At 54.0% G+C, this 18,445-nt stretch carries 19 protein-coding genes and 2 riboswitches; of the genes, 7 read left to right on the top strand and 12 right to left on the bottom strand.

Annotated elements, in window-relative coordinates; genetic code table 11:
* Nucleotides 1–119: 119 nt before the first annotated feature.
* The 3 genes from ELY33_RS07130 to ELY33_RS07120 form a co-directional block, all read right to left on the bottom strand.
* Nucleotides 120–881, bottom strand: coding sequence for an SDR family NAD(P)-dependent oxidoreductase (locus ELY33_RS07130; RefSeq protein ID WP_126946019.1), 762 nt, complete (start codon nt 879–881; stop codon nt 120–122).
* Nucleotides 882–1,050: 169 nt separating this feature from the next.
* Nucleotides 1,051–1,269: a hypothetical protein gene (locus ELY33_RS17970; RefSeq protein ID WP_208644216.1), complete on the bottom strand. Its 219-nt coding sequence runs from the start codon at nt 1,267–1,269 to the stop codon at nt 1,051–1,053.
* 74 nt (nt 1,270–1,343) lie between these two features.
* A complete protein-coding gene (locus ELY33_RS07120; RefSeq protein ID WP_126946016.1) occupies nt 1,344–2,594 on the bottom strand; it encodes a D-amino acid dehydrogenase in 1,251 nt (416 codons plus the stop codon).
* A gap of 57 nt (nt 2,595–2,651) precedes the next feature.
* Nucleotides 2,652–2,759, bottom strand: a riboswitch (glycine riboswitch).
* Between the two features lie 4 nt (nt 2,760–2,763).
* A riboswitch (glycine riboswitch) is annotated at nt 2,764–2,854 on the bottom strand.
* Between the two features lie 141 nt (nt 2,855–2,995).
* Between ELY33_RS07120 and ELY33_RS07115 the strand changes: the two genes are divergently transcribed.
* Nucleotides 2,996–3,289 (top strand): hypothetical protein, encoded by a 294-nt coding sequence (locus ELY33_RS07115; RefSeq protein ID WP_126946013.1) that lies wholly within the window; start codon nt 2,996–2,998, stop codon nt 3,287–3,289.
* Here the strand turns inward: ELY33_RS07115 and ELY33_RS07110 are convergent.
* Nucleotides 3,264–4,178 carry a DMT family transporter gene (locus tag ELY33_RS07110; protein ID WP_126946010.1) on the bottom strand — a complete coding sequence of 305 codons (915 nt, stop codon included), beginning with the start codon at nt 4,176–4,178 and terminating at the stop codon, nt 3,264–3,266. The two genes, ELY33_RS07115 and ELY33_RS07110, sit on opposite strands and share 26 nt — an antisense overlap.
* 121 nt (nt 4,179–4,299) lie before the next feature.
* On the opposite strand from ELY33_RS07110, the gene ELY33_RS07105 reads away from it, so the two are divergent.
* Nucleotides 4,300–4,827, top strand: coding sequence for an HPP family protein (locus ELY33_RS07105; protein ID WP_126946007.1), 528 nt, complete (start codon nt 4,300–4,302; stop codon nt 4,825–4,827).
* Here ELY33_RS07105 and ELY33_RS07100 read toward each other — a convergent pair.
* The gene (locus tag ELY33_RS07100; RefSeq protein ID WP_126946004.1) at nt 4,818–5,405 is read right to left on the bottom strand and encodes a gamma-glutamylcyclotransferase; all 588 of its coding nucleotides are present in this window, start codon (nt 5,403–5,405) and stop codon (nt 4,818–4,820) included. The two genes, ELY33_RS07105 and ELY33_RS07100, sit on opposite strands and share 10 nt — an antisense overlap.
* A gap of 77 nt (nt 5,406–5,482) precedes the next feature.
* Here ELY33_RS07100 and ELY33_RS07095 point away from each other — a divergent pair, with 77 nt between their 5' ends.
* The 3 genes from ELY33_RS07095 (at nt 5,483) to ELY33_RS07085 (ending at nt 9,030) form a co-directional block, all read left to right on the top strand.
* Entirely contained in the window at nt 5,483–6,397 is a 915-nt protein-coding gene (locus ELY33_RS07095; RefSeq protein ID WP_126946001.1) for a histone deacetylase family protein, read from the top strand.
* A 93-nt stretch (nt 6,398–6,490) separates the two neighbouring features.
* A complete protein-coding gene (locus ELY33_RS07090; RefSeq protein ID WP_126945998.1) occupies nt 6,491–7,357 on the top strand; it encodes a sirohydrochlorin chelatase in 867 nt (288 codons plus the stop codon).
* An 83-nt stretch (nt 7,358–7,440) separates the two neighbouring features.
* Nucleotides 7,441–9,030: an ABC-F family ATPase gene (locus tag ELY33_RS07085; protein ID WP_126945995.1), complete on the top strand. Its 1,590-nt coding sequence runs from the start codon at nt 7,441–7,443 to the stop codon at nt 9,028–9,030.
* Nucleotides 9,031–9,042: 12 nt separating this feature from the next.
* On the opposite strand, the gene ELY33_RS07080 is transcribed toward ELY33_RS07085, so the two are convergent.
* The 7 genes from ELY33_RS07080 to ELY33_RS07050 form a co-directional block, all read right to left on the bottom strand.
* Nucleotides 9,043–9,633 carry a cell division protein ZipA C-terminal FtsZ-binding domain-containing protein gene (locus ELY33_RS07080; protein WP_126945992.1) on the bottom strand — a complete coding sequence of 197 codons (591 nt, stop codon included), beginning with the start codon at nt 9,631–9,633 and terminating at the stop codon, nt 9,043–9,045.
* A gap of 25 nt (nt 9,634–9,658) precedes the next feature.
* Entirely contained in the window at nt 9,659–10,129 is a 471-nt protein-coding gene (locus tag ELY33_RS07075; protein ID WP_126945989.1) for a TspO/MBR family protein, read from the bottom strand.
* A 123-nt stretch (nt 10,130–10,252) separates the two neighbouring features.
* Complete coding sequence (locus tag ELY33_RS07070) at nt 10,253–11,371, bottom strand: alkene reductase (protein ID WP_126945987.1); 1,119 nt, start codon at nt 11,369–11,371, stop codon at nt 10,253–10,255.
* A 202-nt stretch (nt 11,372–11,573) separates the two neighbouring features.
* Entirely contained in the window at nt 11,574–11,945 is a 372-nt protein-coding gene (locus ELY33_RS07065) for a hypothetical protein (protein WP_126945984.1), read from the bottom strand.
* A 187-nt stretch (nt 11,946–12,132) separates the two neighbouring features.
* Nucleotides 12,133–13,323 (bottom strand): M24 family metallopeptidase, encoded by a 1,191-nt coding sequence (locus tag ELY33_RS07060; protein WP_126945981.1) that lies wholly within the window; start codon nt 13,321–13,323, stop codon nt 12,133–12,135.
* A gap of 64 nt (nt 13,324–13,387) precedes the next feature.
* On the bottom strand, nt 13,388–14,083 hold the full coding sequence (locus tag ELY33_RS07055; protein WP_208644214.1) for a transglycosylase SLT domain-containing protein: 696 nt from the start codon (nt 14,081–14,083) through the stop codon (nt 13,388–13,390).
* A 61-nt stretch (nt 14,084–14,144) separates the two neighbouring features.
* Nucleotides 14,145–15,563, bottom strand: coding sequence for an aminotransferase-like domain-containing protein (locus ELY33_RS07050; protein ID WP_126945978.1), 1,419 nt, complete (start codon nt 15,561–15,563; stop codon nt 14,145–14,147).
* Between the two features lie 146 nt (nt 15,564–15,709).
* Between ELY33_RS07050 and ELY33_RS07045 the strand changes: the two genes are divergently transcribed.
* On the top strand, nt 15,710–17,161 hold the full coding sequence (locus ELY33_RS07045) for an NAD-dependent succinate-semialdehyde dehydrogenase (protein WP_126945975.1): 1,452 nt from the start codon (nt 15,710–15,712) through the stop codon (nt 17,159–17,161).
* A gap of 11 nt (nt 17,162–17,172) precedes the next feature.
* Nucleotides 17,173–18,444 (top strand): 4-aminobutyrate--2-oxoglutarate transaminase, encoded by a 1,272-nt coding sequence (gabT, locus tag ELY33_RS07040; RefSeq protein WP_126946097.1) that lies wholly within the window; start codon nt 17,173–17,175, stop codon nt 18,442–18,444.
* The last annotated feature ends 1 nt before the right edge of the window (nt 18,445 follow it).

Genomic DNA, 18,445 nt, shown 5'->3' with positions numbered 1-18,445 from the left:
GAAAAAGGGGTTCAGAAAAAGAGGTTTAAAAAAAGGTTTAAAAAAATTGGTTTAAAAAAAGGGTTTAGTAAATAGACGACCTGGTAGACATACAAAATGCCGTCAGGCCGTCTTTTGTTTTAAGCGGGGTCGCGATTAATCGCGAACGGTGCCCACGCTTGACGAACAGGCATAATTTCCAAACGGTTGATGTTGATATGAGCGGGTAGGGTAGCGAGGTAGTAAAGCTGCTCGGCGATGTCTTCCGCTTGCAACGGTGTCGTACCACGATAAAGCGCATCTGAGGCGGCTTGGTCGCCTTTGGTTCTCACCAGGGTGAACTCGGTTTCCGCCATGCCGGGCGCTAAATCGGTGACCCGTACGCCGGTGCCTAACAGGTCGCAGCGAAGGTTATAGCTAAACTGCTGAACAAAGGCTTTGGAGGCGCCATACACATGCCCGCCTGGGTAGGGCCACTGCCCTGCCACCGAGCCTAAGTTGAGAATACTCGCGCCTTCGCCGGTTTTAAGCAGTAACGGCAGTACCGCATGAGTCACGTTGACCAAGCCTGTGATGTTGGTGTCGATCATCGTGTGCCAATCTTCCAGAGCCACCTTTTGCGCTGGTTCCGGTGCTAGCGCTAACCCGGCGTTATTGATCAGGCACGTCAATGGCAGAAAGTTTTCCGGTAGGTTGCTAATGGCGTTAGTAACGGCGTCGCTGTCGCGAACATCCAGCGCTAAAGTGAGTACGGGCACCTGCTGGGAAAGTTCATCCTCTAGTGCTTTTAAGCGCTCTAGGCGTCGTCCAGTTAAAATCAACGACCAACCCGCTTGGGCAAAGCGTTGAGCCGCTGCTTTACCAAACCCTGACGTTGCTCCGGTGATAAGTACGCTAGGCATTGTAGTGTCTCCATACAATTTAAAATAGTTAAAGGCGATAGGTTTGTGCTTTCATTACTTTAAGCAACGCTGAGTCAAAATGGTATCCAGCTCTGCCAGACCGTATTGGGCACGATCGTGCGACCCCTAGTAAGCCCATAATTAATCGCCGTAATCGAAGTGCCGTTACTCACTCGCTGGGTAGGTGGGTGAAACCTTGCTGAAGTACAGTGTGACACAGCAAGCGGCGGTGATCCCGTTGCCCTAGGGTGTTGGGGGGTAAGCGTTTCCAGATGCTCAAAATGGTCGCCATGACATGATGCACCGGCAACTGGTACGCGGCGGCGCGCCTGAGCGGGCCGCGGCGAATCACTTTATTGAGGTAGGTTAACGCACGTTGGTTAAGCATAAAACACGCCTGTGATGGGGTGTTTTATATCTTAACGAATGCCTGGCTTTCCAGCGCGGTTGTTTTAAGTGAGGCTAGGTAAGCGGTTGGGTTGCTTGCTGGGTACGAGCGCTTTTATCCTCGACTGCATCTGCCAGCATTTCGGCGGTAATCGCGGAGAGCGTCCAGCCTAGATGGCCGTGGCCAGTGTTGTAGAACACAGTGGGTAAACGGCCAGGTCCCACTTTGGGTAGCATGTTAGGTAGCATTGGACGAAGGCCCGCCCAGGGCACTACACGCTGCGTACTCACGCCAGGGAAGCACTCTTCTACCCAGCGAACCAGTGGTTGAATGCGGTCGTTGCGTATGTCGCGATTCGCGCCGTTAAATTCAGCGGTGCCGGCCACGCGGAAGCGTTCGTTCCCTAGTCGGCTGGTCACTAACTTGGTCTCATCATCTAGCAGGCTGACGGTTGGCGCGGCTTGCTGAGAGGCCTCGTCATCTAGCTGTACGGTGATGGAGTAGCCTTTTACGGGGTAGATGTTAACGCGATCACCTAGCTTAGCGGCAATGGCGCGGCTGCCAATCCCCGCACAAACGACGACGCTGTCAAAACGTTCCCTCACGCTTTCATTATCGACGGTGGCGCTTACCCAAGCCCCACGCTCGTCAGCACCAATATCATCAATGTGATGGCCGTAATTAAGCTGTACGCCACGTTTAGCGGCTGCGTTGGCGAGGCCGATGGTGTACTTATGAATATCGCCAGTGGCATCGCTTTCGGTAAAGAATCCCCCGTAGTAACTGCCTGCCAGTGTCGGTTCGATGGTGCGCATTTCATCTTGCGTGACCGACCTGCGTTCAAGGCCGCCATTCGCAAGTAGCTGCGATACGCGTGCTGCATGGTCAAAGCCTGCTTTGTTACGATAGATGTGCAAAATGCCCTGCTGTTTAAGGTCGAAATCAATTTGCTCATCTTTCGCCCACTGGAATAAGTGTTTGCGGGCAGCAATGGCTAACCGAGTCGTTTCCGTGGTGTTGTCGGCATAACGGGGAATGGCGGCGATAAACTCTGCAAACCAGCTAAGTTTGTGCCAGCTAGGACGCGGGTTGACCAGCAGCGGTGCGTCGCTTTTTAGCATCCAGCGGAGGCCTTTAATCACGGTCGGCCAGTGGTTCCACACCTCAGCATTCGAGGCCGATAGCTGTCCACCGTTGGCAAAAGAGGTTTCCATTGCCGCATAGCGGTGTTTCTCAAAAACAGTCATATCGAAACCGCGCTTTGCTAGCGCATAAGCACTTGTAATACCGGTAATACCGCCGCCAATAACAGCAATGCGTTGCATAAGTCTCTCCAGATTGTATGAGCGTCGGGCGATACACCCAGCAGTAAAATGGCGAGGTGTACCCCTTCCGTCATGGAACCTGAGAGATTCACGCATCAATTGAGGCGCTTGCTCCTTCGGTGGGCTGAGTGACGCAGTCATCAGCCGCTCTTCGGAACGTCTTAACAAATAGGCAATAGCGGTCCGTTGGCCTGAGAGTTTCCGGGGTCGTTGCTCCTTCGGCGCTGGTGGCTAGCACCAGTCTCTCCCGCTATTGATATCACGGCGTTATAACGCATTAGCCGAAAAAGTTAAATAGGGTAAACGTCTTAAGGGCAAGGTACGCTTCTTTACGGGCGTGCTTTGCAATGGCGTCGTTTTAACTGACAATGTCGACAACTTTTCAGCGATGGACGAGACGCATGCAGGCAAACGGATTTTTTGATGGTATTGGCGAAGCCATTGGCGATGCTATTCGCGTCGTGGTGGAGTTTTTGTTGGGCTTTTTTACCAATTTTTTTGGCGCGCTCGACGACTTTATTGATGGACTTACCCGCTCCCTGGGTATCAATGCATCATTCTTTAGTATTCTGATACTAATCGTTGGCTTGTGGTTGTTATGGCGGGGCTTTCGAGCACTGCTGCGAGGCTCCTTGCTAGGTGCCATCGTACGGATCGTGCTGGCGCTGTTTATCCTGTCGTGGCTAATGGTGTAGGCCTGCGGCCACCTAACCAGGCTTGCATGATGCCGCTGACCAGCACCAGTGCACATCCGGCAAGCTGCAGTGGCAAAAGCGTTTCACCGAATAGGCTCCAGCCAAAGACCACCACTGCCACTGGCTCACAGTAAGCCAAGGTTCCATATAGGGCGGTGGGCAGCCGATTAATCGCCATCACGGCACATAGCAACGCTAAGAAACCGGGGACTAAGCCAGCCGCTAGTAACCAAGGCCACTGCCAAGCAGCAGCGGACAGTCCTTCGGGCTGCCAAAGTGCAAACGGCAATATGACCAGCGCACCGACTAACAGTTGCCAAAACGCACAAATTCGGTCGTCTAGATGGCGTGGTAAGCGACGGTTTATGAGAATAAAGCCGCTATAGGTAAGCATCGCGGCCAAGGCGTAGCCCATCCCGATGATGTCTTGGCGATCATCCAGGTTCAAACGAAACTCTTGCATCATAGCGAACCCAAACAGCGCTAAGCCAATCAGCCCAACCTGTTGGGTGGACAGTCGTTCGGCATACAGGGTGTGGGCTGCTACGGCGGCAATGATTGGCGCTAAATAGACCATCAAAATGGCGTTGGCCATCTGGGTATAGTTCATGGCTTGAACGTAAAATAGGATAAATGACGCTAGAAATACACCGCTGATGACCACTTGTCTTCCTGGCAATTTTTTAAGCGCAGCGTGGCGTTTGGTCAGCACCAAGTACACCAGTAGAAATGCCGCCCCAAGGCCTAAACGATAAAACGTAATGCTTTCGGCATTCAGTTCGGTAATACGCGATATAACGCCGATGGTCGCCATGCCGACAGCTGCCACCACGGCAAGCACTAAGCTAGAGGGGGTAACATTTAATGGGGTGGTGCTGGCGTGAGACATTAGCTGCTTCGTCATCCTGAAAGTGTTTTTGAAAGTGATTCATCAGTGCATGACAGATTGTCATTTGCTTATTTAGCGCATTTTGTCATCATCTGCGCTCTTTGTGTGCAGAGAGAGTGTAATGAAAGCTTATCTTGGCAAGATGCGAGGAGAACGAACCCCACGCCCCCGCGTCGGTTGGCAAGATGCCTGCTGGTCGTGGTTAGGCGCTTTTACAGGCATGGCCGTTATATGCTGGTTAAGTACCGCTTGGCTTTCGCAGCAATTATTAATCGTGGGTTCTTTTGGGGCAACATCGGTGTTGATTTATGCAGCCCCTGAAAGCCCCTTTGCTCAGCCAAGCCATGTTCTATTTGGCAGTGTTTTGTCAGCATTAGTGGGGGTTGGCTGCTACCAATGGTTGGGCGCGACGCCTATTTCGATGGCGCTAGCAGTATCGCTTTCAATATTGCTAATGCAGTTGACTCACACCGTGCATCCGCCAGGGGCTGCCGCTGCGCTGATCGCGGTAGCCGGTGGGGCGAGTGTCCACAAGTTGGGATGGTGGTATCCGCTGATTCCCATTGGCGCTGGGTGCGTGTTAATGCTGATAGTGGCCATTTTGGTGAATAATCTAGCGCGCCACCGTCGTTACCCACGCTATTGGTAACGCTGTAATTGCTCCTCAATGGCAAACACATGGGCATCGTCTGTGCCTAATTCGCGCAACGCCTGGGCTAAGTTCAGCAAATACGCTTTATTTGAGCCGCTTGGGCCGTGGGAATGGGCAATTTGGTGCGCGATATCATTCAGCGGCGCATCGCCAAGAAAAGCTGGATTATCTTCGGCAGCTAAGTAAATTAGCCCTTCTGTGGTGGCTTTTTCTGTTTGTGCGTCGTCACGCGCCGTTAGAAAAGTGAGTGTCACTTTTTCACGTAGGTAGCCGTTTTTTTCACGTACGTCTAGCGGTGCCAATACCTCGGGGGTAATGCGGTAAGCCATGCCGTGGCACACGGCCCCAGGCGCACGAATTAATGTGGCAACACGCCCAGGCGCGTCAGGCGTGCCGCGGTGGTCGTGAGAGCCTTGCCAAAAGCGCCGCGCCCATCCGGTAATGTAGGCGGGCTGACGTTCTAGGTAGGCAAAGTCAGCCTTCCAAATCAGTGAGCCGTAACCGAAAAGCCAAATATCAGTATGGCCATCGAAGAAATTTCTTTGCTGGTTCAGGGCGGTGGTATCAAGCAACATAAGGCATCTATGTCTATGGTCTATGTCTATGGTCTATGTCAATTACTAAGGTCAGATAACAACGTGGCAACGCACTAATGGCGTTAACGATCGTGCATCATCCGGGTTATACGATTAATTTACCAGCCAACCACCCCTTTCCAATGGAAAAATTTCGGGTGCTAAGGCAATTACTTGGTGAACAGTCGTTAGCATGCCCCATTGAGTGGCTAACGCCAGAACCAGCGCCCGTTTATACCCTTGCCCGGGTGCACACCCGCGAGTATCTGAACGCCTTTTTACAGGGCCGCTTAGAGCGTATGGCGCAACGGCGTAGTGGTTTCACATGGTCGTCTGAATTAGTTGATCGGGTACGTTTGGAAACGGGAGGCACGTTACTAACGCTTGAAGCCGCGCTGATCAACGGAGTTGCCTGTAATTCAGCAGGAGGGACGCACCACGCCCACGCCGATGCTGCCAGCGGTTACTGTTTAATTAATGACTTAGCCGTTGCTGCAGCCCATGCCTTGGCCAGTGGCTGGGCTGAAAGGGTACTGATCGTTGACTGCGATGTTCATCAAGGCGATGGCACCGCCCGTTTATTTGCTGGTGTGTCCGGTGTGTTTACTTTTTCTATGCACGCCGCGCGTAATTTTCCAGCGCGTAAAGCCACAAGCGACCTAGACGTTGCATTGCCCAATGGTATGAGCGATGACGCCTACTTGGCCGAGCTTGCGTCGCGGCTGCCGGGGCTCTTGGCTGCGTATCAACCCGATGTTGTGCTTTATGACGCGGGTGTCGATGTCCATCAAGAGGATCGATTGGGCTACTTAGCGCTTAGCAGCGACGGATTGTATGCCCGTGACCATTATGTACTTAGCTGTTGCCGCGCCGCAGAAATTCCCGTGGCGGCCGTGATTGGCGGCGGCTACGACCGAGATATTGTTGCGCTGGCACAGCGCCACGCCCAGTTGCACCGCGCGGCAGCGGATGTGCTGACTTCAAGCCTCTAAGCTTATATTAACGTTTAGACCTTAGACCTTAGACCTTAGACCTTAGACCTCAGAACCTAGAACCTAGAATTTAAAAACGATAGTGAGACCCCCATGCGCGCTATTTTCCTCGTCGATAACGGCTCATTGCGGCCCCAGGCAACCCACAATCTGCGTCGCGTAGCGTCTGCGCTGAGTCTTCAATTAGGGGAAACCGTGCAGGCGGCTTCCTTGCTGCACTCTAATAAAATTCCTGCTGAGCAGGTTGACGGTATTCCCGCGATTACTCTTGGCCCCGCCGCTGAGCGAAGCGCCGAGCAGGGAGCGACCGAGATCATTGTGCTGCCATTCTTCTTTGGGCCAAGCAAGGCACTGACCGGCTACCTGCCAGAGCGTATGGCAGCACTGCAGGCGCGTTTTCCTCAGGTAAGCGTTCGCGTGGCACAGCCGCTGGTGGATGAGCGGGGCAATAACGACCTGCGTTTAGCCAAGCTGTTGGCCGACAATGTGCGCGACAAGCGCCAGGTGGGAGCGAAACCCCGCGTGGCACTGGTGGATCACGGCAGCCCGATTCCTGAGGTGACCGCCGTGCGCAACCGCTTGGCCGGGCAGTTAAGCGTGCTATTGGCGGATGAAGTTAGCTGCGTAGCAGCGGCCTCCATGGAGCGACGCGAAGGCGACGAATATCGCTTTAACGAGCCGCTTTTAGAGCATTTACTGGATACACCGGAGTTCCAATCAGGCCCGGTCATTCTAGCGATGCTGTTTCTCTCGCCTGGGCGCCATGCGGGGGAAGGTGGCGATATAGCCGACATTTGCGCCGCTGCCGAACAGCGCCACCCAGGTTTGAGCGTGACGACCACGGCGCTGGTTGGCGAACACCCTGATATTGTTGAGATACTGCACACGCGGCTGCGCCAAGCGATTGATGGTGAACGCTTTCTACTCGAACTTCCAGCTACGCTAGATAATGCGCGTTAGGGGGTAGGTGTAACGCTGCTCAAAGGCGCGTAGAATTGTTGGCCTTTCAATGCGCAATTACACTGTTAACCAGGGCTCACATCTTGATCGCAACCGCCAATATCACCATGCAGTTTGGGGCTAAGCCCTTGTTTGAAAATGTTTCCGTCAAATTTAATAACGGCAATCGCTACGGTTTGATTGGCGCCAATGGTTGCGGTAAGTCCACCTTTATGAAAATTTTGGGCGGTGAGCTTGAGCCCTCTTCCGGGCAGGTCATGCTGGATAGCAGTACGCGGCTGGGTAAACTTCGCCAGGATCAGTTTGCCTACGAGAACGAGCGGGTCATCGACACTGTTATTATGGGTAACGCTGAACTCTGGAAAGTGGCCGCCGAGCGCGAGCGCATCTATTCTCTGGCAGAAATGAGTGAAGCCGATGGCATGGCCGTGGCCGACTTGGAAGTGCGCTTTGCTGAGCTTGACGGTTATACCGCCGAGTCTCGCGCGGGAGAGCTGCTGCTGGGGCTAGGTATTCCTATTGAACAGCATACCGGCCCGATGAGTGAAGTTGCCCCCGGCTGGAAGCTGCGTGTGCTGCTGGCCCAGGCGCTATTTTCCGACCCGGATGTACTGCTGCTCGATGAGCCGACTAACCACCTGGATATCAATACTATCCGCTGGTTGGAAGACATCCTCAAAGCGCGTAGCAGTACCATGGTTATCATCTCTCACGACCGCCACTTCCTGAACAGCGTGTGTACGCATATGGCGGATCTGGATTACGGCGAAATTACCCTGTTCCCTGGTAACTATGATGATTACATGACCGCGGCCACTGCTGCCCGCGAGCGCCAGCATTCGGATAATGCCAAGAAAAAAGCCCAAATTGCCGAGCTTCAGCAGTTTGTTAGCCGCTTTTCGGCCAACGCCTCCAAAGCCAAACAGGCCACGTCACGAGCGCGTCAGATCGACAAAATCAAGTTGGAAGATATTAAGCCTTCTAGCCGGGTAAGCCCGTTTATCCGTTTTGATCAGAACAAAAAGATTCATCGCAATGCCGTGAACGTCGATGCCATTACCAAAAGCTACGGTGATGAAAACCCGCTTTTCGAGCGCTTCTCGATGACCGTAGAAGCGGGTGAGCGCATTGCCATTATCGGCCCCAACGGCATTGGTAAAACCACGCTGCTGAAAACTCTGGCGGGTGATTTACACGCCGATGCCGGTGAAGTGAAGTGGACCGATGCGGCCGAGATTGGCATGTTTGCTCAAGATCACACCGACGACTTCCCTGTTGATACCACACTGTTTGAGTGGATGGGGCAGTGGACTAACGGCGGCGAGCAGGTGGTACGTGGGGCACTGGGGCGGATGCTGTTTTCCAGCGACGACATCAATAAATCTGTCAGAGTGATTTCAGGTGGTGAGCAGGGGCGTATGCTGTTTGGCAAGCTAACGCTCACCAACCCCAACGTGCTGTTGATGGATGAGCCAACAAACCACCTGGACATGGAGTCTATTGAGGCGCTGAACTTGGCGCTGGAAAACTACCCCGGCACGCTGATGTTTGTCAGCCACGACCGCGAATTTGTCTCGTCGCTGGCGACACGTATCATCGACATGCAGCCCGAAGGAGTTGTCGATTTCAGCGGCAGCTACGACGACTACCTACGCAGCCAGGGCGTTGTCTGATAGTGCGCCACGTTAGTCAATAATCTGCGCGTAGGTCGACTCTGAAGCGGGCTGCCGGTTGGCATCGAGTAAATTACCATTAAAGGTTTCGTTTAGCTCCTTAGCGAGCGCTACGTAAACGACCATTTGCTGATTGCGACGTTTATGTAGTGGTGGCTTAACCAACAAGCTAATCCCGCGAATGGGTTCGTCGGTTTCCCCCCGCAGCAGGTCGGGCATTTCCCCAGGTGGAAAAGCGTTGGCGATGGTGACCGGGTTAGAAGGCTGCTTGCCATTGATTAAGAAAACCTTCTTGATTGCATCATAGCTGGCTTCTTTTCCCCGTAGCCACTCGGCTAGGCGTTCGTCTGTGGTGGCGTCGGGGTGAGAAAAAATGACAAACAGAGAGTGCTGCTTTACTTTCGCTGTGCGCTTGGTCGGCGCGGGGGCTTCTGGTTCAGGCGAAGGCGGCGGGGGGGCTGCTTTGGGGGGTGGCGGCATTGCGGCCTTAGCGTTGGCGCGTCGTTGTTTGGGAATAATCACATAGACGAAAATAGCCGCAGCCACGATCCCCAATACTAATGAAACAATGGCAAGCAAGAACGGAAGTGACGTGACATCCATCTCATTAAGTCCTCTCTGTCGGCGCTTAGGCCCTATTGTTTAGCCGTAAAATGGCGACATTCAGCGTTAACGCAAGCGCTACCCACAGCCAATAGGGCACCATTAGCCACGCTGCCAACGTGCTCACATTAGCGAATAACCCAATAGCAAATGTGATTAATCCCAGCAGGAGAACGATATCCGCCAGCGCTGCGGTGATCTGCTTTCGCCCAAAAAATAGCCATGACCACGCCGCATTGGCCAGTAACTGTAGGCCATAAACCACCAAGCTTGCGGTGCGTAACGGCGAGTCATCGGCCATGTAAATACGCCACGCCGCAAGAGCCATTAATAAATAAAGAAGGCCCCAAGCGATAGGGAAAGCGATATCAGGTGGTGTCCAGCTGGGTTTCTGTAATTGACGATACCAGCCATCAGGGCGGAAACGTGCCCCCGTGGTGGCAGTAATACCAACAAACAGCAGTGACACCAGCAGAGCGAACAGCGAACCGAGCATGACTCACCTGTACGTTAAAACGAGAGAATCAATAGCCTAGCAGCGTTTTGGCGCATCCAGACATGAAAAAGCACCACCTAAGTGATGCTTTTCATTCATAAGGGTTCCTGCTAAGCAAGAAATCTAGCCAATACGATCGTAACCGTTAGCCATAAACGGATAATCGGTATAGCCCTTTTCGTCACCGCCGTAGAACGTTTCTTGGTTCGGCTCGGTAAGCGTTGCCTTCACCCGGAAGCGTTCCGGTAAGTCGGGATTGGCGATATAGGGGCGGCCAAAGGCCACCGCATCAGCAGTGTTGTCGTTAATACGGGTTTCGGCGCGCTCGGCGTCGTAGTTGCCGCAATAAATCAGGCTGCCGTTAAAGCGCTCGCGCATTTGCTGACGAAAGCCCTCAGGGAAGGTGACATCGCCACCGATCCAGTTAGGTTCATTTAAGTGCAGATAGGCTAAGCCGCGTTTGGACAGCTGCTCCGCCAGGTAAAAGGCCATGGCTTCTGGTTCATCATCGGTCAGGCCGAACAATTCGATAAAGGGTGTCAGGCGAATGCCGACACGCTCTGCACCGAACACCTCAACCACCGCATCGACCACCTCCAGCGGAAAGCGGGCGCGGTTTTCCAACGAGCCGCCATACTGATCGGTGCGCTGGTTGGTACCGGTCGCCAGGAACTGGTTAAGCAAATAAGCGTTGGCCGCGTGGACTTCCACCATGTCGAAGCCTGCACGTTTAGCGCGAATGGCTGCTTGGCGGTAGTCATCGACAATGCCGGGGATCTCATCAGTTTCCAGTGCGCGGGGCGTACTCGTAGGGTGTTGGCCAGCCGTGCCGTCTTCAAACTCCACAAAGCACTGAGCGCCTTCCCCTTTTAACGCGCTGGGGGCAACAGGCTGTTGACCATCGGGTTGTACCATTTCATGGGATATGCGCCCGACGTGCCACAGCTGCAGCGCGATACGGCCACCTTTAGCATGCACCGCATTTACAACCCCTTTCCAGCCCGCTTCTTGCTCATCTGTCCAAATGCCTGGCGTATACACATAACCCTTGGCAGTGGGCGAGATATTGGTCGCTTCACTAATAATCAAGCCTGCGCCTGCCCGCTGGCCGTAATACGCTTCCTGCATCTTGCTCGGCACGCTGTTTGGGGTGCGCGAGCGAGTTAGAGGGGCCATGATCACGCGGTTCGGGATCGACAAACTACCTAATTGAAGAGGGGTAAAAAGCGTTTCATACGCCATGAGCAAACTCCTTTTAGAAACGGTCAATTAAAACGTGGCGACAAGAATAGACCAGTTTACTAGTAAATGCTAACTCAGAGTTTTAACCCAGAATTCTAACTCACTAAGTGCTAACCAATATGCTGTGATTATGGAACAAGGTTGTGAAAGGCAAAACATAACCCCGCAATAAAAAAAAGCGGGGTTTAAGAAAAAAGACTGCTTAGGGGCGCTGCCAAGGCCAGCGGCGCTTGGCGGGCGTGTCGGTTTGCTCAATAGCGCTGGCCAGTGCCAGCATAATGGCGCTTAGCTGGCGGTGGCAAACAGCGCTACTTAGCACGCCGGGGCACTGCTTGAGGAGTAAGTCGCATTGCTGAGAGGCAATGAATACGTGCTCGGAGGCGAGTGGCGGGAAGAGCGGTTTGGCTTGCTGGCTGCAGCGGGTCAGTTCCCGTGATAGCAGGGTGAGCAAGCTGGTATCCAGCCAGCAGGGCAGCGGGTCATCAAGTCGACCAGCAATCGAGTGCTGCACCGCTTCGAAAGAGGTTCGCAAAAAGATTAACGTTTGGCGAAGTTGGCGCTGCTCATTGGTCATGTGACTTCCCTTTACCTCAAAGGCTCTTCATTTACCAAGGTGTGGGTCAATAAAATAATGTTTCTCATTTGCATCTGTGGTGAGAATAGCGCTGGTTAATCGTACTGTCAATCTTGGGGTTTTTAGCCTGGTTATCTGTTCGTTACTAATCTGTTCGTTACTAATCTGTTCGTTACTTATCTGTTCGTTACTTATCTGTCGCTTGATAGAGCTGCCAATCGTTGTTGGTCAGTGGCTCGGCACCGTGTTGAGTAACCACCACTGTATCGCTTAGCCCTACGCCCCACTGGCCGGGCACGCGTAGGCAAAGTGGTAAATGAAAGACCATGTTTTCTTCAAAAGATTGATTCAGGCCTTGGGCAATATAGCCAGTGCCTTCAACCCAGCTAGGTGGGAATTGTGCGCCCACCGCGTAGCCAAACACCCCCGAAAAGAACAGCTGATCACGACTAGGGGCTAGCAGGGCATCCGCCGCCTTGGCGGCATCATCAAAGGTGTTGCCTGGTTTCATGTGGCTGCAAAGCGACTCGAACAGCGCGCGGCAGAGGTCGCGAGTGGCGGTTAGTTCGGCATTAGGCTTGCCTGTTACAGCCGTGCGCATCATTGGGGCGGTATAGCGCTGGTAAGCAGCGCCGAACTCTAAAAATATCGGCTCATTGGGCTGAATTACGCGGCGCTTGTGATTAACGTGAATGACGCCAATGCGGTGCCCGCTGGTCACGATAGGCTGCAAGCTCATAAACTCGCTGCCGTTCTCTAGCAGTGCCTTTGCGCCCACCGCTGCAATATCGTTATCGGTCATTCCTGGACGAATAGCCGCCATTGCTGCGTCTAAACCTGCGGCGGTAATGCGTGCACTTTCTCTTAGCATTTCAAGTTCGGCGCTGCTTTTAACAATGCGAATGGTATCGAGCAGGTCACCGGCTTCGCAGAAGCGCTCTTTGCCCAGCATGTTGGTCAGTGCATCCATCACGCCGACACGTAACCCGCTGCTCCAGCCATCGAAGCCAATTTGCTCGCAAGAGATGAGTAAATCCGCTAGTGGCGTGATGATTTCATCTAGATGTTCCCAGCGGTAACCAATAATCTCATCCACTTGAGCAGTGACCACTGCCGCTCCCGTTTCAATTGAGGCCACCTGCAACACCAGCTGTGTAGAGGTGCACACTAGGCAGGCGTGTACCGATACCTCGAAGGTGTGGTAGCCAGTCAAGTAGTTAACATCAGCAGGATCAGTGAGCAGCAGCGCACCCAGGCCGCGCTGCGCCATGGCATGGCGCACCTTGTCTAGGCGCGTTTGGTATTCGGCAGGCGCAAAGGGCAGCTCACTTTGGGCGAGCGTCTCGGCAAGGGCAGTGCGGTAGTGTTGATAATCCATAGCGGTCTCCGGTGGGGGCTATGGTGAGTATAGGCAGATCATTTACCAACACGAAAAGCGTCATTCAACGCCGGCAAAACGGCCAAACCTGGTAAAACTTGCGGCACTGGAATTCTGCTTCGCAAGCGTTGAGCTGTGCTTGATAACGATGAGTGCGGGTTGCCACTTGGCTGCCTGCACGCAGCACGTGGGGTTTGCGACGATAGGAGCCCCGTTGATAGCCACCTGCGCCTTCATGGTAGGCGTAGTAAAGATGTTCTGGGTTGCTCAGCGAGATCCCTGCCTGCTGCTGTGAGCGGCGGTTATACCAACCAATAAAATCGGTGGCGTGCTTCATGTGGGTACGCCTTGCCATCAAACTGCCTGCTTGGTCACGGTACTCTTCCCACACGGGGTCTTGAGCCTGGGCGTAGCCTAGGGCAGAAGAAGGACGAGGGCCGGGAATAAAGCCTAGGTAATATTTGCGATCAGGGCGTACATGGCTGCGAAACGAAGACTCCTGCTGAATAAATGACATCTGTGTGGCGATAGGAGTACCCCATTTTTCTTCAGATTCAAGGGCATAGTCGTACCAGCTCGGCTGTTCACGAAAAATTTCACAAATATTACTTTGATCCTCAGGCGGATTCGGGGCAAACGTGGCGCAGCCAGACATAAATAGTACGCAGCACAGCGCTACCCATAGGCGAAGTGTTGGGAAAGCGACTGAGGAATTCACCTTAGAATGCTTAACGATTAAGTTATTAACAGGGTGACGCATGGTAATGTCCTTGTGAATATGTGTAAAAGCTGACGCTTACTGCTCGCTTCGTTTGTCTCACTTAACGAAGTAGTACCTCTAAGCAGCGTCGAAGCCGCTGTACTTCACGCACTAGCGTCTCTCCTGAGAGCATGCCTACACCCATCACTAATCCCGTTCGCGGGTCGGTTTCAGCGCACACAGGGCTAAGCGGTCGAACAATCAAATGTTCTTTGAGCAACGCCTGAGCAAGCGCCACATCATTAACCCCTGATTCAAACTCAACGCACAAGCTGATCGCACTTGTTGGGGGTGACACATTCCGTACCTTGGGCAGTGAGCTAAGCTGGTCGTGCAGCACCTGCTGACGGCCTAAATAGTCTCGCTGAATGCGGCGACACCATGCATCTAAGTCGCCATCAAAAATAAACTGCGCTAATACGGCTTGATCAAGCATACGGCCTTCACGAAATAATTCGCTGCGCAGGCGATTCATTGGGCCTGCCAAATGGCGTGGTACCACTAAATAACCAAGCCGCAGGCCGGGAAACATCATCTTAGAGAATGAGCCTACCAGCAAATGGCGTTCTGAGTGTGGATCAAACAGTAGGTTGGTGTGGTCGTCGCGGTTAAATTCGTAATCGTCTTCAACGATGTAAGTGGGCGATAGCGCATCGCAGAATTGTTGTTTATGGAGAACATTGGTGGGTGTGCTGAGCGGGTAATGGTGAGAGCCAGTCAAATAAGCGAGTGCAACGTTACCCGTTACCTGCGGTAAAATATGCCCACTATCGGGAAACCAAGGCAGCATCTCAATAGAAAGCCCTGTCGCCGTGAAGACGTTGCGTGCCCCCCAATAGCAGGGCGATTCCATCGCCACGGTATCACCCACATCGGCGAGCGCCATGGCACATAGTTCAATCCCATTATGAGTGCCGTCGGTGATGATGATCTGCTCAATATCACAATGAATGTTGCGCCAGCGCGCCAGAAATTCACGAATGGCGCGCTTAAGCGGCCCATAGCCGCCGGTGGAGTAAGAAAGCAGTAAGGCGTTTTGCGGCACGGTAACGCTGGCATAAAGCTGACGCCACTTGCGCATAGGAAACTGAGCGATATCGGGTATTCCTGGCACAAAGGCACCGCTTTGCACCGTACTCGCCCCTGGCCAGCGCAGCACTTGCTGAGCACGTTTTGAGAGCTGGATGCTGGGCAGTGTGGGCGCAATAGAAGCCTCTGCCCTACAACTCCAAGTGCCCTTGCCATGAAACGTCGCCAGCAGGCCTTCATCAACAAGCGACGCAATGGCAAGCGACAGGGTGTGTCGGGCAACACCCAAGGTTAAGGCGAGCTGCCGGTGAGACGGCAGGCGAGTTTGGTGCGGCCACTCCTGAGTAATGGCTTGTCTCAATGCTTGCTCTAAGCGCACCTGCTTACTCAAACGCTCGGGTTGCTGTGCATAGCGTTTTACAAGCTGTTGTAACGCTGAATGGCCATCCATCTGTATCTCCGTACTGTCACGACGCGCTTCATTATCTTCAGTTAAACAGAAAAGTGGTCTGGTTGAACGTAAAAGTGGTGCATTCGCCTGTCAGCCCATTACTGATAGCGTGCTTGGCATGCTGTATATCAAAACAAGGTGAGATGATGAGCTTTATTAAACAGTGGTTACACGATGCAGTTCCTGCCCTGGTAGGTGCCGAGTGGCGCAAAGGCCAACAGACCTTTGCTGTCGATAACCCCGCCACCGGTGAGACGATTGCCCGGGTTGCCGATTTAGGCGCCGATGACGCCCGCGACGCGGTAGCCGCAGCGTATGCCGCCGGTCCTGCTTGGCGCGCAACGCCAGTGAAGCAGCGTTCCGCGCTACTGCGGCGCTGGTTTGAGCTGATTAATGAGCACGCCGACGACTTAGCCCGCTTGATGACTCTGGAACAGGGTAAGCCGCTGGCGGAAGCCAAAGGTGAAGTCGCTTACGGCGCCTCATTTATTGAATTTTTTGCTGAAGAAGCCAAGCGTATGGCTGGGGAAACCCTACCCAGCCACGGTGCCGATAAGCGCTTACTGGTTCTGCGCGAGCCGGTCGGCGTGGTTGCAGCTATTACCCCGTGGAACTTCCCATTGGCGATGATTACCCGTAAGTGTGGCCCGGCCTTAGCCGCAGGCTGCACCGTGGTGATCAAACCTGCCGAGGCCACACCGTTAACCGCGTTAGCCGCTGCTTACTTGGCCCTTGAAGCGGGCTTGCCAGCAGGCACCATTAACGTAATTACTGCCTCAAAACCAGCAGCGATAGGCGATGTGCTCACCACGGATTCACGTGTGCGCAAAGTCTCGTTCACTGGTTCGACCCCCGTCGGTAAGCATTTGCTCGCGCAGTGCGCTAGCACGGTGAAGAAAACCGCGATGGAACTGGGCGGCAACGCGCCGTTTATCGTCTTTGATGACGCTGATGTAGATGCTGCCGTGGCAGGTGCGCTTGCCTCCAAATTCCGTAATGCTGGGCAAACCTGCGTGTGCACCAATCGCTTCCTAGTGCAGGATGGAATTTACGACGCGTTCGTCAGTAAACTGGCCGAGCGAGTTAGCGCGCTGAAGGTAGGCGATGGTTTAACGGAAGGCAGCACTATCGGCCCGCTGATTAACCAAGCGGCGGTAGATAAAGTGCAGCGCCATGTAGATGACGCAGTAAATCTGGGCGCGCGATTGGTCTGCGGTGGTCAACCCCACGCCGCAGGCAAGCATTTCTTCACGCCCACCGTGCTAGCTGATGTCACCACGAAGATGGCGGTCGCCGATGAAGAAACCTTCGGCCCGGTAGCACCGGTGTTTCGCTTCCACCGCGATGAAGAGGCCATCCAGATGGCTAACGATACGCCGTTTGGCTTGGCAGCCTATTTTTACGCCAGCGATTATCGGCGCATTTGGCACACCATGGAGCAGTTGGAATACGGCATGGTCGGCGTTAACGAAGGGCTGATCTCCACCGAGCTGGCGCCGTTTGGTGGCGTGAAAGAGTCCGGTTTGGGGCGTGAAGGTTCCCATCACGGTCTCGATGAATTTACTGAACTGAAGTACGTCTGCGTTGGCGGTTTATAAGAGACATTATGATGAATAACCAAGAATTGAACGAACTAAAAAACCGCTACGTCGCTAACGGTGCTGCCACGCCGACGACTCAGTTTGCTGAACGCGCTGAAAATGCCGAGTTATGGGATGCCGACGGTAACCGCTGGATCGATTTCGCAGGTGGTATTGGCGTATTAAACTTAGGCCATCGCCACCCGAAAATTGTCGCTGCGGTGGAAGCACAGCTGAAAAAAGTCATGCACACCAGCGCGGCGGTCATCTCTTACGCCCCTTACGTGCAGTTGTGCCAAAAGCTGTGTGAACTGTCGCCCGTTCGCGGCCCCGAGCGCAAAGCGATGCTGGTGAACACCGGTGCCGAAGCGCTGGAAAATGCTGTCAAGATCGCCCGCGCGGCGACTGGCCGTACCGGCATTATCACGTTCGACGGTGCCTTCCACGGCCGCACCATGATGACCTTGGCCATGACGGGCAAGGTGCTGCCCTACAAGAACGACTTCGGCCCCATGCCGGGCGACGTGTTCCGCGCGCCGTTCCCCAACCCGCTGCACGGCATCAGCGAAGAAGCGTCGTTAGCCGCCATTCGCACGCTTTTCAAAACCGATATTGCCCCGCACCGCACCGCAGCTATCGTGATTGAACCGGTTCAAGGCGAAGGCGGTTTCTACATCGCCTCGCCAGATTACCTGAAAGCGCTGCGCGCGCTGTGCGACGAGCACGGTATTCTGCTGATCGCTGATGAAGTGCAGTCGGGCTTTGCCCGCACCGGCAAGCTGTTTGCCCTGGAACATAGCGGCATTGAGGCGGACATTCTGACCACCGCCAAGAGCCTAGCCAACGGCATGCCGCTCTCGGCGGTTGTCGGCAGTGCCAAGGTGATGGATGCCTCTGGCCCTAACTCGCTAGGCGGCACTTACAGCGGTAACCCGCTCTCCTGCGCAGCGGCGTTAGCGGTGATTGAAGTCATCGAAGAAGAGAACATTCTGGCCCGCAGCGAACAGATGGGTAAGATGCTGGCCGAGCGCTTCGCGGTATGGGAAGACCATTTCCCCGCCGTCGCCCACGGCCGCCAGCTAGGTGCCATGGCCGCGTTTGAACTGCTCAACAGTGAAGGCAAGCCGGATGTGCAGATGACCGGCGCGCTGTGTGCCAAAGCCCGCGAGAAAGGCCTGATCCTGCTTTCCTGCGGTTTCTACGGCAACAGTATCCGTATTCTGGTACCGCTAACGGTGTCTTCCGCAGTGTTAGAAGAAGGCCTAAGCATTATCGAGCAGTCGCTGGAAGCGCTTAGTTAAG

The organism is Vreelandella andesensis (genome assembly GCF_003989795.1).
Classification (GTDB): domain Bacteria; phylum Pseudomonadota; class Gammaproteobacteria; order Pseudomonadales; family Halomonadaceae; genus Vreelandella; species Vreelandella andesensis.
The sequence above is the reverse complement of the archived record's forward strand: the minus strand, read 5'-3'. Positions and strand labels throughout refer to the sequence as shown.